Origin of the sequence: Gottfriedia luciferensis (assembly GCF_001712755.1) — a bacterium.
Taxonomy (GTDB): domain Bacteria; phylum Bacillota; class Bacilli; order Bacillales; family Bacillaceae_G; genus Gottfriedia; species Gottfriedia luciferensis_B.
On sequence record NZ_MDKC01000023.1, the window covers coordinates 279,559 to 295,862 of the forward strand.

The 16,304-nt window shown below is 27.1% G+C and carries 11 protein-coding genes; 7 read left to right on the plus strand and 4 right to left on the minus strand.

All coding sequences use genetic code 11. The annotated features are described in order from the left end of the window. The first annotated feature begins 6 nt into the window (after positions 1–6). From dndD (BED47_RS14580) to BED47_RS14595, 4 genes are read left to right on the plus strand one after another with little or no spacing between them, the layout of a single operon-like run. A complete protein-coding gene (gene dndD / locus BED47_RS14580) occupies positions 7–1,965 on the plus strand; it encodes a DNA sulfur modification protein DndD (protein WP_069034265.1) in 1,959 nt (652 codons plus the stop codon). A 12-nt stretch (positions 1,966–1,977) separates the two neighbouring features. Next, entirely contained in the window at positions 1,978–2,358 is a 381-nt protein-coding gene (dndE, locus tag BED47_RS14585) for a DNA sulfur modification protein DndE (RefSeq protein ID WP_069034266.1), read from the plus strand. Between the two features lie 5 nt (positions 2,359–2,363). Further along, positions 2,364–3,488 (plus strand): aminotransferase class V-fold PLP-dependent enzyme, encoded by a 1,125-nt coding sequence (locus BED47_RS14590; protein WP_069034267.1) that lies wholly within the window; start codon positions 2,364–2,366, stop codon positions 3,486–3,488. A gap of 25 nt (positions 3,489–3,513) precedes the next feature. Beyond that, positions 3,514–4,599: a nuclease-related domain-containing protein gene (locus BED47_RS14595; RefSeq protein WP_069034268.1), complete on the plus strand. Its 1,086-nt coding sequence runs from the start codon at positions 3,514–3,516 to the stop codon at positions 4,597–4,599. Here BED47_RS14595 and BED47_RS14600 read toward each other — a convergent pair. Together BED47_RS14600 and BED47_RS14605 are read right to left on the minus strand one after the other, a co-directional pair. Next, positions 4,573–6,648, minus strand: a complete 2,076-nt coding sequence (locus tag BED47_RS14600) for a UvrD-helicase domain-containing protein (RefSeq protein ID WP_069034269.1) — start codon at positions 6,646–6,648, stop codon at positions 4,573–4,575. The two genes, BED47_RS14595 and BED47_RS14600, sit on opposite strands and share 27 nt — an antisense overlap. A gap of 1 nt (position 6,649) precedes the next feature. After that, positions 6,650–9,505 (minus strand): hypothetical protein, encoded by a 2,856-nt coding sequence (locus BED47_RS14605; RefSeq protein WP_069034270.1) that lies wholly within the window; start codon positions 9,503–9,505, stop codon positions 6,650–6,652. 107 nt (positions 9,506–9,612) lie between these two features. Here BED47_RS14605 and BED47_RS14610 point away from each other — a divergent pair, with 107 nt between their 5' ends. Genes BED47_RS14610 through BED47_RS14620 form a run of 3 tightly spaced genes read left to right on the plus strand, consistent with a single transcriptional unit; the run spans position 9,613 to position 12,211 of the window. Then, on the plus strand, positions 9,613–9,816 hold the full coding sequence (locus BED47_RS14610) for a DNA modification system-associated small protein (RefSeq protein ID WP_069034271.1): 204 nt from the start codon (positions 9,613–9,615) through the stop codon (positions 9,814–9,816). Beyond that, positions 9,806–11,812: a DNA sulfur modification protein DndD gene (gene dndD / locus BED47_RS14615; protein WP_069034272.1), complete on the plus strand. Its 2,007-nt coding sequence runs from the start codon at positions 9,806–9,808 to the stop codon at positions 11,810–11,812. Before BED47_RS14610 ends, dndD (BED47_RS14615) begins: the two co-directional genes overlap by 11 nt. Beyond that, a complete protein-coding gene (locus tag BED47_RS14620) occupies positions 11,813–12,211 on the plus strand; it encodes a DndE family protein (RefSeq protein ID WP_084006932.1) in 399 nt (132 codons plus the stop codon). A 533-nt stretch (positions 12,212–12,744) separates the two neighbouring features. Here BED47_RS14620 and BED47_RS14625 read toward each other — a convergent pair. Further along, a complete protein-coding gene (locus BED47_RS14625) occupies positions 12,745–13,422 on the minus strand; it encodes an HNH endonuclease (protein ID WP_069034273.1) in 678 nt (225 codons plus the stop codon). Continuing rightward, positions 13,419–16,187: an AAA family ATPase gene (locus BED47_RS23275; protein ID WP_084006933.1), complete on the minus strand. Its 2,769-nt coding sequence runs from the start codon at positions 16,185–16,187 to the stop codon at positions 13,419–13,421. Before BED47_RS23275 ends, BED47_RS14625 begins: the two co-directional genes overlap by 4 nt. Positions 16,188–16,304 lie beyond the last annotated feature (117 nt).

Below are 16,304 nucleotides of genomic sequence, written 5' to 3' on the forward strand. Positions count from 1 at the left end.
AAAATCATGAAATTCAAAAAACTTATATTAGAAAATATCGGAGCTTATCGTGGAACCAATTCTTTTGATTTAGAAACTTCTCCAGGTCAAAATGTTGTATTAATTGGTGGAGAAAATGGTGCAGGGAAAACAACATTTTTAAATTCGATTAAATTAGGACTATTTGGAGCGTTCGGCTTTGGTTTTAAAAATAGTTCAGAATATGATAAAAGAGTTTATGCCAGTATCAATTCAACAATAAGAACGATTAATAATAGCTCTGCAAGTATTCAAATAATTTTTACTGAAATTGAAAATTATCAGAAAAACGAATACAAGATCATTAGGGGTTGGAAACTTTTAAATGATAAACCAAAAGAATATTTTATGGTTTATAAAAACGAACAATTTTTAAATGAAGCAGAAACAGATAATTATTTTTCAAAACTTAAAGAGCTATTCCCTCCTAAATTATTCGATTTATGCTTATTCGATGGTGAAGAAATATCTAAAATTATTAATAATAATGAGTTATCTCAATATTTAAAAGAACTATCAACAATAGTTTTTAATTTGGATTTATTTAATAATCTTCATTCAGATCTTACAAATTATTTACAAAAAGAGATCGATGAAAAAAAGTTCAATCAAACTGAGGAAGAATTATTTGAAGAGCAAAAAAATAAAGCATCAATCGTTGAAAAAGTACAAAATATTGAGCTTGAAATAAACCAATATAATGAAAAGAAAACGCAATTGAATGAATTGTTTTCCTCAAATAAAAAAAGCTTTGAAATCCATGGTGGTCTTAAAGATGAGGAAAGAAACGAACTACTAAGAAAAGAGTCCGAAATTGAATCTGAACGTAAAAAGTTAAATGAAAAAGTAAAAGGATTCATTTCTGTTTTCTTACCATTTTACATGAATAAAAAATTACTAAATGAGTCTTTAAGTCAAATTAATTCAGAAGACCAACTAATTTTGTTTAAACAAGCAAGTAAATTTTTATCAGTGACTGATATTCAAGATATTGTTGAACAATTAGATAATAAAACAATTCAACCAAGCGAACTACAATCTTTAATACTTGATAAATTTAGACCTAAACAAGAAGTTAATACAATTCATAACTTATCTCCTTCTCAAAGAGGACAAGTTGAACAGATTTCGAATTTTATAAACAATGAAAACCATATAAAATATTTAGAGACAATTAGTAAAAATCGTGAACTTTTATCTGATGCACAAGAAATCCGTAAAAAAATAGCAACAAATGATAAAGCAAATGATTTTAACAAAATGCTTGAAGAAATGGAACGAATTACAAAAGAAATTAGTAAAATTGAATTTGAACTTCAAACTTTAGAAGAAATGCGATTAAATCTTAATAACAAGCTAACTGAATCCGAAAAAGTTATTCTTGCTAAAGAGACATATTTAAAGCAGGAAACACGTACTGAAAACACTTTTGAAATGGCTCAAAATATTATTAAACTAAGCCAACGCTTCCAAGAAGTACAACATCAGAAAAAGTTGCAACAAGTACAAATTGCTGCAACTGATATGTTAAATAAATTAATGCGTAAAAATCAATATATTTCTTCTATAAGAATAAACTCAGTTACATTTGACGTTAAATTATATAATGCTACTAATGAAGAAATAGAAAAGATCACTCTTTCTGCTGGCGAAAAAGAAATCTTATTACTTTCTATAATTTGGGCAATGTTTAAATGCTCAGGTAGACGAGTACCATTTATATTTGATACTCTACTTGGTCGTTTAGATAATACACATAAACAACGAGTATTAACTGACTTTATTCCTAAATGTGGAGAGCAAGTATTAATCTTATCTACAAATTCGGAAGTAAACTCTACCCAGTTTAAACTTTTGGACGAGCATATATCAAAACAATATTTATTGCAATTTAATACTGAAGAACAAAACATAAAAGTAACTTCAGGATACTTTCAATTTAATTAAGGAGGATTGAAAATGATCCATCGATTAAAACTATCTAATAATACATCAGAAATTCTGAAAGAACTTCAATCCTCTACTCAGCTAACACCAAATATATTAGCACGTTTAGCAGTTGGAGCTTCACTTACAAATAATTCAATACCTGAAATTCCTAACTATAGATCGAATAATGGGTTAGAAATTAACAGGCAGACTTTTACTGGAGAATATGATCAAATTTATAAGACATTAATCTCTCAACATGCTGGGAAATTACTAACAGATGAAGAATACTTCCCTACCCTTTTTAATGCACATCTTGAGCGTGGTATTACAATTATTCAAAATGAATATAAATACGCTGGAAATGCGGATAAATTTTATGAAAACATGTTAAAATTTAATGCGGAGTGATTAGAATGCTATATTTAGATAACAGTGCAACTACCCCAATTCATCCAGAGGTAAAAGATGCAATGTTACCTTACTTACTCGAGGAATTTGGTAATCCCTCGAGTAAGTATTATACATTAGCTGAAAATGCCAAATATGCTGTTGAGAATTCTCGTAAACATATTGCAAATCTACTTGGATGTGACACAGATGATATCATATTTACAAGTGGTTCTACAGAAAGTAATAATATGATTTTAAAAGGTATTGCAGAATACCATGGTATTAGTGAGAACAAACATATTATAACTTCCAGAACTGAGCATCCTTCTGTATTAGAAGTATGTGAATACTTACATTCAAAAGGATTTAAAATAAGCTACTTAGACGTTGATCAATTTGGAAGAATTAAATTAGATGAACTTGAAGAACTTCTTCAAACCGTCCCTACCCTACTCGTTTCTTTAATATGGGGTAACAATGAATTAGGATCATTAAACCCTATGGATGATATTCAAAAGCTTTGTCAAAAATACAAAGTATTTTTACATACTGATGCAACACAAGTGGTTGGGAAAATTGAAGTATCATTAAACGATTTAGAAGGAATAAATTTTTTATCCTGTTCTGCTCATAAGTTTCATGGTCCAAAAGGTGTTGGTGTAGCAGTTCTTCGAAAAGATTCATTAGGTCTCCCTATTCCAATTACTCCTTTACTACATGGTGGTGGACAAGAGAAAAATTACCGAAGTGGTACATTAGCTGTCCATAATATTGTTGGAATGGGCAAAGCAGCTGAAATTACATTGAAAAATTTAAAGTGTAATATTGAAAAACTAAATTCACTTGAAAATGCACTTAAAGATATTTTAATTAAAAAATTTGGCAATTCAATTATTTTTAATAATGATACAGAACAAAAAATACCAGGAATACTTAATGTACAATTTGTAGGGATTAATAATGAAATACTAGTAAAAAAATTAGCACCTTATATTGCAGTTTCTACTGGTTCTGCTTGTAGCTCTAGTAAACCGAGTCACGTACTCCAAGCAATTGGTTTAAGTCTAAATGAGATTAGGAATACGATTCGTTTTTCTATTTCTTCCTTACTAAAGCAAGAGGACTTCAAAATATTTAATGATTTGTAAATTTAATTTTTAAAGGAAGAAAAAAATGGCGAAATACTATCCAGAGTTCCCAGTATTTAGAACAAATGGTGAAAAAAAAGTTTTTCAAAAACTAGTAGAGACACTTGATGATGATTGGCATGTTTTTTATGAGCCCATCATCAACTACTTTGAACCTGATATTATAATTTTTTCAAAAAAATACGGTGTTTTGATATTAGAGATTAAAGACTATAAGATTGATACCATATTTTCAATGTCACCATATCAGTGGGTTTTAAAGTTGGATGATGGTTATACTAATACACTTTCACCATTTAAACAAATCAAAAACTATTCAAGAAATTTGATTGATTTATTAAGTACTAATAACATATTAATTTCAAATGAAAATAAAAAACTAACTTTTCCTGTATCTTTTATTATTTGTTTTACAAATATGACTGATGAAGAAATATATGAAAAAAAAATCAACGAATTTATACCAAGTCAATTTTTACTCTCATATAATGATTTGGAAAATGGGAATTTATTGAGCAAAATCGAAAAAAGCTTCCATACTTTTTTCCGGATTAAACCATTAAGTACCGAAGTAGAAAATGCTATAATAAAATTCATTTTCCCATCCTACAATCACACTTTTAAAAGTAATACGGCTATAAGATCTAGTGGGTCTTTGATAACAACAGAAAAGAAAGTAATAGTAAATTCAATTCTTCATCAACCATCTGGAATAGATGAAATCATGTATATAGTGAATGAAATAAATCACTTAAAAAATGAAAAAAATATGTATTTTTCGGATTTTGCTATCGTTGTACCTACAAACTTTAAAATTAAAGATACTGAAATTATTTCAATTTACAATATGGCTCATAAGAATATTTTAAAATATACTCCTTTAAATGACTCTGAGATAATCAATATTATTACATTAAGTGAGTTAGAGGACTTACCAATTACAAATAATATTTTTTACCCTCACCTAAATTATCTAACAATGGATTCTACACAAAATAATGCTTTGGTACAGTTAATGTGTACAAAAGCATTATCTCAAGTTTATTTTAGCTATAGTAATTCTACCAATTCTTTTATTGATTTATTAGTAAAAAGGTTTAATACAATCTAACCAATTCTGAAAACAACTTTCTTGACTAGGGCAGGAGTTCCTTCCAAAAAAGACTAATTTTTCTTCTGCCCTAGTCAATGCTACATATAATACCCTTAATTCCTCAGAATAAAGATCTGTTTCATATTGATCAATTATACTATCATAGTTACTACTTTTTAATTCAACATAATTACCATTATATGCACGATAATAAAAACCCAAACCTAATTTATTATCTACTAAAATACTAGGATTTTTAATAAATTTTCCATACGGTTGATCTAATTCCGGTAAGATAACGATTGGAAACTCAAGTCCTTTGGCTTTGTGAATAGTAATTAATTCTACTTCATTTTTTTTGTACATATTCTCCACGATCGTTGCCTGAGTTTCCTCAATATTTGAATTAATTTGGATCGATAACCAATCTGCACATGCATATATTCCGATATTTTCCTGTTTATTTAATTTACGTACTAATTCCTTTAATTTTAATAAATTAGCATACTCTTGTTGATTCATAATAGTATTAATTTTTGATATTGAAAACAACATATCTAAAAATTGAGCTGGAGTTAGTTCTTGTATTGCTGATTGATTATCTAACTTACTAACAAAAGTTAACAACAGGTCCTTATTATTGTTAAAAAATTTTGATTCTAGAACTTCTAACTCTAATATTTCATTTTTAAAACTTGTATAATATTTTAAGACTTTATAACAATCTATTACTTCTTTTTGGACATAAAAATCTCCAGCGCCAACTAAACTATATGAAACATTTAATTCTTTTAATTTTTTTGCATAAGAAAGCATACTTCTATTTTTTCTAAATAAAATTGCAATATTACCAGGATTTTCTCCTTCTACTATCAACTTTTGAACATATTTTGTAACCTCTTCTGAATAATCTGCCTCTTTATCAATTAGTATCCATTCGTATGCACTTTTTATATCTATTTCAGGTTTAAATTTGAATTCAGGAATTCTTAAATTTTCAGGTTTAAATGAAATTATTGGAAATTTTTCTCGAATACTTTGAAATATAACATTAACAAGCTGTATTAATTCAGGAGTTGATCTAAAGTTTGTATTTAAAGGCAAAACCGAACCAATTGTTCCAACCCAATTAGCTGTCTTATTGTAGGAAGATTGGTCGGCTCCTCTAAATTTATAAATGGATTGTTTTGCATCTCCAACTAAAAATAGATTCGGACTTTTTTCATTACTATTGCAAATTAATCTTACAATTTCGGTTTGATACATTGAAGTATCCTGAAATTCATCAATAAATAAGTATTTAATACTATTTTGCAATTCTTCAACGATCCACTTATTATTTTTCAATAATTGAAAAGTGTATTCTAACAGTTCTTCCGTATCTATCGATCTATTTTTTAAATTATAATATTTTTTATTGACCTTTTTTAATACTAAATTAAACTCTTCTCGTATTTCTTTTTTATTCCTATGATCTTCAAGTACAGGAGGAAAAATTTCTATTACTTTTTCCAAGTTATAGCCCTTACTTTTAATTTGATTAAAAGCCTGTTTTATATATTTTTCAAATTCATATACTTGAATATAATTAAATGTAACAATACTTTTATTTAGATTTTTTTTCTCTTGTATAAACTCTTCAATTGATAATTTAATTGTTAAATCCAGAACATTATTTTTAATAGAATAATTTGATGAATATGAATAATTGTGTTCTGAAATCGGTCCTGCCTGATTCAATATATACTTACAGAATTTATGAATTGTTGAAATGTTTGCAGAGTTAATATTCTCTAATTCATATCTAAAACGTATCTTTTCTTGTCCTGATGAACCTTGCCACTTAGAATATAAATAGTCTTTAATTCTTGATTTTAAATTATCAGTAGCTTTATTTGTAAAAGTAATTATTGCAAAATCTGTAATAGATAAATTAACGTTTTTTTCTAATAAATGGAGTATTTTCCTTGCTAAAACTTCTGTTTTACCAGTTCCTGCACCCGCTTTTACAAGAACGATTTTTTCATCTTTCTCGACAACAATCTGTTGTTCTTTCGTAAGTTTCAAATTACGAACTTCCTTTCTCTTTACATATATATTCATATGGACAATAAATACAATACGCTCCCGCTTTTTTATTAAACTGCTTACTAATAATATTATTTATTGTTTGTTCTATTTCTGCTGTTACAGTATTACTCTTTATTTTCGTTTGTTGTTTAAAATACCAACTTCTGATTTCGTCCATTTCTTCAATTAATTCATCACTATCTACTTTAGCAGTAAATAATAGAAAATGTTTTAAATTGCTTAAATTATAGCTCTGAGTGTATCCATTATTAAACTTTACTTGTAATTCTTTTAGAATCTTTACCGTAATTCCATTTATATTAATTTTGTTTTCAATATTTTTTAAATTGAACGCAATTAAGATACTTTCCGGATTATTAATCCCATTAAGATATTCATTTTTAAATAATAATTTATTAAACAGATCCTCAACATTTCGTCTTACACGCAGTTTTATATTTTCCCATGATCGTCCGTTAATAGGAAATGCTTCATGAATCGAGTTTACCGCTTCACTGATATAAGAAAAAATATTACTTCTTATTTTATTAATATATTTACTTCTTAAATAACCAACTGATTGATTTTCTTCTAACTTATTCTTTTCTACTAACAGCTTAATTGTCTCCTCGTATAAACAAGAACTTATATAAAGCATTAATTGATATTCATCCTTATATGCGCCATTACTTAATTCTAAATTTTTATAATAAAATCGTCTTGGACAATATTGATAAATTGCCAAATCTTCTAATATATACTCATTTTTAGAAAGGTTTTTATATTCTATATTTGCTTCTCTACTCTCATTATTGTCATTAAAGTTATCTACTGGATTTTTGAGAACATTGTATACTATAAGTTTTTCCTCAAGAGTTTTTGCAGATTTGTTTTCTAATTTATTCTCTTCCTCAATACCGAACACTTTAGAAATATCGTGTAAATAATGAGAATGCTTAAGTTCTTTTCCATCATCTTGAAGAGCATACGAGATAATTAATTTCTCTGAACAAGCATTTATTGCCGAATAAAAATAATATAAATAGACATCTAAATAATATCTCTCTAACTCTTTATTGTTTTTAAATTTTAAATTTGTATATTTATTAAAAACATATCTCTCATAGTCTAAAGTCTTCAGCCAATTTCTACTCTGACCAGAAGGATACATATCTTGAGTAAATTGACATAAAAATACGTATTTATAATTAGCATAATTTACTGTATTTGGAGTAGTAACTAGTACACTTCTCTTGATAATATCTCCATTTTTATATTCAGGCAATATTTCCTCGTCTGGTTCCTCTTGATCAATTAACACTCTTCTTAAAATACTTCCGAACTCTTCAGAAGAAATTAATATATTTTCCTGATTAGTAATATTTTCTAGAATATTTTTCAGTCTAAGTAAAATAATATCAGAAATATGGATATCTGATTTTATTTCAAAATATTCAACTAAAACATTTAGATGGCTATTGATAGTTTGATCCTTTATTGCATAAAGATCTCTATAAATTTCTTCTATTAAATTGATGAAGTTCATAAATATCTCTAATTCATGATCATCAATATCTTTTAATGGGTGATATTTATCATGTTTGATATTAGACACTTTATTCTTTGATGTAATTAATTCATTAGTTTTAAGTTTCCAATCATTTAGATTATAACAGTCTAAATAAAAAGCTTTTATTGTTTCAAAAATTTTCTTACTTTCTAGACTATTTTTTAATATTTCACCATTCAGTATCTCTTCAAAACGACTTTTGTCTAAATATGTTTCTGACTCAAAAAGTTTATCAACAAATATGCTATATAAATTTGCTATTGCTCTTCCCTCTTTTAATTTACTTACTGATTTTTTAGGCAAATTTGATATTAGTCCATAAATTTCAAATCTTTCTCTAAATGAAGCTCTCAGTTCAAGTGCTTTTGGTGATATAATTACAATCTCTTCCTTTTTTGCTTGTTGCATCTTTAGCAAAAAAGAAATTTGCTTAACAATCCAATCCATTTCCTCTTCAGTTGTATTGAAACGATTAATAGTTAATGATCCGTCTAATTTCGACTGTTCTACTTTATCACTCAATAAATTTGATTTTAAATTTTGAATAAAAAATTGATTACTTCTTACCTCATCTACTGAAATCCAATCTTTAAAGTCGACATATTTATCAAACGTATGCTTTATAGCATTGAATACTATTTGATTTGAATCTTTTTCTATTGGGAGAAATATTGTTATTTTTTTATTTAGATCATTAAAACGATTTAATAATTGATGATGTTTTGGCAAAAATGGTAAGAATGCACCATCAAATATTACTTCATCTACATTTTGAAATTCTTCTTTAGAGAAAATCTCATAAACTAATTTTCCGAAATCATTTTTTTGCTTTTTTTCAACTTCCTTTATATATTTTTCATATAATTCCAATGCCATTGTAAACTTTTGATTTGTATTAATTTTTTTAAGTTCATTAACCTCTATACCAAGTAACGACCATTCTATAAAAATATCAACTAAATCTGGTATTACAGATAACCAAGCATCATTATTTAGATTAATACTTTCTTTCATTAATCTAACAATTAATATTTGCATTTCACTTTTTGTCAGGACATTTTGATTTTCTTTATATACATTATTTTTTATAAATTCATTAAATTCATGAAGCTGAATGTTACTATTATCATTTTTAATATTTACCCCTAATTTCTTATAGAATAATTCACGTTGTCTATATAAAATCATAGTTGGTACAATATGAATAATATTAGTCTCAAAGTTTATATTTTTTTTTAAATACGTCTCTGCTTCATTAGTTTCTCTAGTACAGATTACGTTCATATTACAGTTATTACCTCCTAGTTATTATTTTTATCTTATAATATAATAGTTATAAGATAATTTTACTAAATTGAAATAAAAATTCAATGTATTGAAGGAGCTAATATATGGAATTTACAGTGGAAGAGAAAGAATTATTAAATAAAATTGTTAGTAAACATAATATTCCGGCAAAATATTTAGAAAGTCTAATTAAATTAGAAAAAGGATATTCTGACAAGAATATGGCAAGACGTGTAGGAATTTTTAAAGAAATGGATGAATTTATTAAATATTGGGCAATAGAAATGAGTGAAAAAAATGATATTTGAGTATATTAGGTTCCATAACTATCGTCCATATTATGGCACACAAACAATTTATTTTACGGAGAAGAACCCAAAATTTTCACCTTTTAATCAAAATATTGTTCTAATAGGCGGATTGAATGGTGCAGGTAAAACTTCTTTAATAAATGCCATTTTTGTATGTCTTTATGGTAGAAGATTCTTCAGTAAGAAAGAGTATTCTAAGATCCTTGAAACAGCTATTAATAAAAAGTTTCGCATAGAAGGTGGTACCGAATCTACAATTGAGCTATGTTTTAAAGATAGTTCCGGTGTTTATATGATCGAAGTAAAGTTTTTTCAAACTCGTACTGGGATTGAAGACGAAATTACTTTATATACTATAGATGTTGATGGACAAAAAATCAAATCATCAACAACTTCTGAAGAATTCATCAGTTTTATTGACAAAAAAATTCCTAAAGAAGTCTCTCAATTTTTTATTTTTGATGCAGAAAAAATTAGAGATTTAGTTGGTCAACACGATGCAAAAGAAACAATAGACGCAATTCAGAAAGTAGTTTCTTTAGATTTATATAGAACTCTATCTAAAGATTTATTACATCTTTTTAACACTGAAACAAAAAAATTAGATAGTTTAGTAAAAGATGATGACCTAACAAATATACAAAAAAGATTAGAAGAGATTCAAAATATATTAGAAAATAATGATAATAAAATAGAAGAAATAAAATTAAATACTGAAAATCTCTATGAACAAAAAAACAATTTTGAAAAGGCAAAAAGACAAAAATTTATATCGACTAGTCTTTCAAAACAAAAAATATCAAAAATTCTAGGTGAAAAAAAAGCAAATTTAAAATCCTTTCAAAAAGGAATAGAAGCATTTGCTAAAACAGATTTACTTAAATTAATTTTGAAAAGACCTATAGATGATTTAAAATCACGTCTCCAAAAAGAAAAAGAATATCAAAATGTTCTTAATCAGAATAAGAGTGCATTTAAAAGCTACGAATCATTTGCAAATGAACTAATGCAAATTCAAGTGGATCCTCCGTTAACTAACGAGCAAAAGCATCAATTATATGAGTCAGGAAAAGGGATTTGGAAAAGACTTAATAACATACGTGAAAGAATGATAACTGAGGATTTAACTGTAATTCATGATCTATCAGATGGTGATTATAGAAGAATTATTAGTTACCCAAATTCAACTACAAGTAATTTAAGTAAGTTGTTAGATGATCGTTACAAAACTGAGCTTGAAATTACAAAATATGAAAATCAATTAGAAAGTGCTCCTGAAGAGGTAGATACTACAATTGAAGATAGCAAAATTAGAGAAATAGATAAAGAAATTGTTAATCAACAAACTAATAAAAAATTCTTATTAAGAGAATCGAATAAACTTAAAGATGAACAAGGTAAATTAACAAGGGAATATACAGTAAAATTAAAAGCTAGGAATGAAAACTCTGATGTTGTACACAAAGTTGAATTAGTGAAAAATTTATTATCAGCAACCGATGAGTTTATTTCAGAAGTTACTATTTTAAAAGCAAAGCTATTAAAAGTCGAAATAGAGAATATTTTAAATATTTTATTTAGAAAAAAAGACCTTAATAGAATAGAATTTGATTCAAAAGATTTTACTTTACGTATTTTTGATGAAGATGATAGAGAAATAGACCTAACTTCAAGATCCGAAGGTGAGAAACAACTTATTGCTTTGGCCATGATTTGGGCACTTACAAAAGTAGCAGGAACTAAAATGCCATTTGTAATAGATACACCACTTGCGAGATTAGATAGTATTCACAGAACAAATTTAGTTAATAGCTACTTTACTAAATTAAATGAACAGGTGATCATACTTTCTACTGATACAGAAATAGATGAAAGATTTATGAAGGATCTAGAGCCTCATCTTGTAAAATCATATGTATTGGAACACGATGACGAAGAGGAGTATACAAAAATTCGTGAAGGCTACTTTGAATTTGCTGGAGGTGTATTATAATTGGCAATTGGTAAAGCAAAACTATCTAAACAAGGATTTGAAATTTTAAACGAAATAATGGCCGAATTCGATTTACCTGCTACAAATCAAAGACCAGACACCTTAAGAATTGCATTTGCAAAGGGTTTAGTTTCTGATAAAAATGTAGAAGTACCAACAGTAGCAAGTGAAAAATCTGATTTTGAATTCCCTTTAAGTGTAATTACAAAAGATGATTATTTACTATATAAGCATTTAATTATTAATAAAGTTGGTAAAGCACTTGAAGAAAAGGATATAGAAAAATTTATTTTATTTTTTGTAGAAGATGGTTTACAGATAATGAAATCTGAGGTAAACCAATTATCTGGAATGGATAATTATTTACTTTTTCTTGTAAACTCCCATACTACTAAATAGTTAAAGAGTAATTAATGTTTCATCCTTCACTTTCTGTGTGTATTTTTAAATAAATTAAGATATATAATTTATTTTGAAATAAGTTTTATCTAATTTTTTTAGAAAATAAAATAACATAAGTCGTGTAAAAATTTAAAATGATATCCTGAAAATCAGGATATCATTTTAAATTTATTTTCTATAAATCCCTCAATTTTTTTGGCTCATAGATTCCTATTTTTAATTACTTTATAGTCCTCAATTAGGCATTAAATGTGATTTTGATACTGTTAACCTTTTCTATTAACACAGTTAGGTTTGGTATCAAAAATAGTAATCTTTATTGAAAGACATCCAATAACCTCTTAGCTGAAGAGGTTTACTTTTTAACTCATTTATCAACTTTTTATTTGAATCATTAAATTTAACTAACTTTTTTTAAAAAAATTTTAATATATTCAAAAATATGTATTTAATTATACGTAGAACCCCAGATAATATTCTTATCTCATTTCCACTTTCCATATTTTCTTAGGGAAGTACTAAATTTTAATTTAAATAATACACATTTCCTTTAAATACTCTCTAATTATGAAAGAAAATTCCTTTTTAGGATGAGATTTTTCTATAATAAATTTCTTTATACTCTCTTTTTCTTCCACTCCATCAGGAATCATACTTAAAGCATATACTAATTGAGATATTTCATCTAATAATTCTTTTCTCTTTTCATATAAAGGTAGTCTATTAATGTTTAAGATATTATGGGTTTTTATAGCTCTTAAATCCTTAGGGATAGGAAGTACAAGTGCCCTTAGTCCATAAAAATGATTCAATGGATCATCTACATATGGATTAATAAGAGGTAACGCAGGATCATAATATATACCTTTCCCACTTGTATTACACTTACTACAGGCTAATGTTAAATTGGTCCATTCAAAGGCAAGATCTGGACGAGTTCTTTTAGGATATATGTGCTCAATATCTCCTGGGCTAATATGAATTATTTTACTCTCACAATAAGCACACTTTTCCTCTGTCTCTTTGACCAATACTTTTTTAATGGTGTGATGTCCATATTTACCTTCGATGGATTTAGGAATTTTCATACCTGGGATACGGTTGTATATGTTACCTTTTTTTGTGAAATGAGCAAGATAGTCTTTTGTCCATTGCTCTTCATTTTCTCTTAGCTTTTCAGGTTTTTCTTTCTTTTCCAGTTGGATCACTTTTTATATTTCTCCTTAATAATTTTTTCTAAAGTTTTATTTGTATAATCCCTTAATCCAATACTATTCATATCCTTTTCTAATTCATTCAGCGTGCTTATATCAAGTTCCCTATTCACAAACTTCTCACTAATGTTCTCTAATTTTTCTTCTACCCATAATGGCATTGTATAAGAAAGTCCAAGGGCTTCTATGAGAATATCATTTGAAGTACCAGCTTTATTTACACCGTCTAGAAAAGTACTTTCTATCTTTTTGTTTTCGTTATACCGAAGAGCATAAATGTTTGAATTTTCAACAGAACTAATTATAAACGGATTATGTGTTGTCACAATAAATTGTATATGCGGAAAAGCATTTAGTATATTTGGTAATAATAATCGTTGAATTTCTGGATGTAAATGGTTCTCTGGCTCATCAATTGTTACTATAAAGTTACCGCCTAGCCTGTCAAAAAGAAATATTTGCCAAGTTATATCTATGAGTGCTGCAATTCCACCTGAAACAGAATCAAGTGAAAAGAGCCCTGACTTTGTATTTAAAATAACTTCTGGTAATTGAATAGAGATACTTACAAACCCTAGCTCACGGGGTAAAACAAATCCAAGAATTCTCTGAAAATCTATAAATAATTGGTGTGCTATTTCATTAGGGTGTATAATATCACCCTGTCCAGAACCAAATAAAGCTAATGTAATCAAACTTTCTTTTAATATATGTATGGGACTCTTATCATTATTAATACTAAAATAGCCTTGCTTAATAGCCTTAGTATACTCATCAAAAAAATCCTGAAGAGATTTAATTTGTGTAGGTATACTTTCTATTTGACTAAAGTTAAAAACTGGCCTGTGAGAAGGAATATGAAGCCCGCTCATTTTTGGTAATGATTCAATAGATACTTGATAAGTATAATCTACTATAGATGGAACAAGAAGCTGAGACTCCATATTATCACTGTACACAATCCTACCTATTTCTAAATTTTCTGTCTTTTCAACATCATAACCAACCTCTTTCCTAGTATCTGAAGTATAGGTAATCCGTCCTTTACTATTATTTTGTTGTGGACTACTAATGATGTTGTTATTCCACCCAAAATGTTTATTAAGAAGATTTAAGATGGTAGTTTTACCTGATCCATTTATTCCGATTAAAATAGTTATATTTTCATGAAAATCTATATCTACTTTTTCAAATTGTCTCCAATTTCTTATTTCCATTTTTTTGAATACAAGGTTTTTTTTTCTATTATCGTTTTCTTCTTTTAGTTCTTTTCCATTTTTTAAATTACTTTTGATTTTTCCATTTTGTTTTATTTTTCTGTTGTGATCTTCTTCATTTAATAGCCTATCAATATTTTCTTTGTAATACTTTAGAGCATTTTTCCTACTATTAATCTCCTTTAAAATTGCTTCAGCAGAATCATTTGGTAAAGGGAGTCTAAAGCGAATAGGTATACCATAATTATCCCAATTCCCCTTTAACTTTTCTTTAATTGACCCTTCTATCTGTATCCTATCTTCTACCTTAAATATTTTTTTGAATTTAATTTTTATTCTGTATGGAAAATTACCATTATCCCAAACTATATCATCTGAATTAAACATAGCTTGTGTTATAACTGAAAGGCCTACGATCTTCTTATTTACTATAAAAACAATGTAATCATCAATTTCCCAATTCTTTATTGAATTGTTGTTACTTCCCCACAAACCATTTTTTACACATGTTAAAAATTGATACTCATCAACTGTAACAAGCCTTAATTTTAAATTTAATTTATTATCAAACTCGAGTCCACTTATTATTGATTGTTTTAATTTAATACTAGGATATAAAAGCGGCTTTTCAAATATTAATTCATTAGTATAATATCTAAATCCTAAATCTCTAAATTGCGTATTACAAATTTCTTCTAACTCAATTAATACTTGTTTATTTGAATTGCAACCAATCCATAACCTACCTAATTGCATAGAGGATATAAGGCTAATACTTTTCTCAGTAAGATATGGATCTAATACAATATCACCATTAGAAGTATAAAGCGAAATTATACTTCTGATATATGATTCGATAGTATTATAATTTAGATCATTTAGTATGTCATTATCCCATATATTATTTAAATTAATATTAGTTGTAAATCTCATTAGCTTTGGCATTTCTCTAGTCTCAAAGTGAATAAGTTCGTCTTTTAAAAATTTGTTTAATGTTTCTCTAGAAAAACGCCATGACATTCCCGAAGGAAGTTCATGATCTAGCCATTTAAAAACTCTAGCAGGATTTTGTATTGGTTCAAGCAAATCATCTAAATAATAATTGCCTCTTTCATCTTTAAGTAAATTCTTATTTAAGAAATTCTCAGGATTAGATGGGCCTATTAAGTTTAATGTATAATCATTAAAAGACTTGCTGTATACTAAAAGACGATTAAAATTTGATTTTTTTTTACGTTGACTTTTATATGTTAGAATGAATTCTTGTACAAAGTGTTTTCTTCCAAAAACATGGTCAAGTATTGTCCTTAAGTACTCTGCATAGAAATCGTTTGTATTGAAACATACTACTCCGTTATCAGTTAAAATACGTCGTGCATGCTGAATTACTAGCGTTGCTTCTCTTACATATGAACTTTTTGTAGATATGGTATTTTTTTTGGGTAATGGGGGGTTTAAATATACTAGTTGTACTTTACTGTTCTCTATTCTTTCTAATAATTCTAATGGAGCACATTCATAAAGTCCTAGATTTAAATTCATAAAAGAGATACTCCTTTCATACTGTTGTTTTACAATTTTTACCTTTAACGACTTAATTGTATCAATAATAAAAAGTTTAGGGTAGAATAATCTTCAAAATTGCCAACAACAGCCAGT

Bases quoted from the DNA above. Each gene is read 5' to 3' on its own strand.
- dndD (WP_069034265.1), top strand. From the start codon at position 7: ATGAAATTCAAAAAACTTATATTAGAAAATATCGGAGCTTATCGTGGA.
- dndE (WP_069034266.1), top strand. From the start codon at position 1,978: ATGATCCATCGATTAAAACTATCTAATAATACATCAGAAATTCTGAAA.
- BED47_RS14590 (WP_069034267.1), top strand. From the start codon at position 2,364: ATGCTATATTTAGATAACAGTGCAACTACCCCAATTCATCCAGAGGTA.
- BED47_RS14595 (WP_069034268.1), top strand. From the start codon at position 3,514: ATGGCGAAATACTATCCAGAGTTCCCAGTATTTAGAACAAATGGTGAA.
- BED47_RS14605 (WP_069034270.1), bottom strand. From the start codon at position 9,505: ATGAACGTAATCTGTACTAGAGAAACTAATGAAGCAGAGACGTATTTA.
- BED47_RS14610 (WP_069034271.1), top strand. From the start codon at position 9,613: ATGGAATTTACAGTGGAAGAGAAAGAATTATTAAATAAAATTGTTAGT.
- dndD (WP_069034272.1), top strand. From the start codon at position 9,806: ATGATATTTGAGTATATTAGGTTCCATAACTATCGTCCATATTATGGC.
- BED47_RS23275 (WP_084006933.1), bottom strand. From the start codon at position 16,187: ATGAATTTAAATCTAGGACTTTATGAATGTGCTCCATTAGAATTATTA.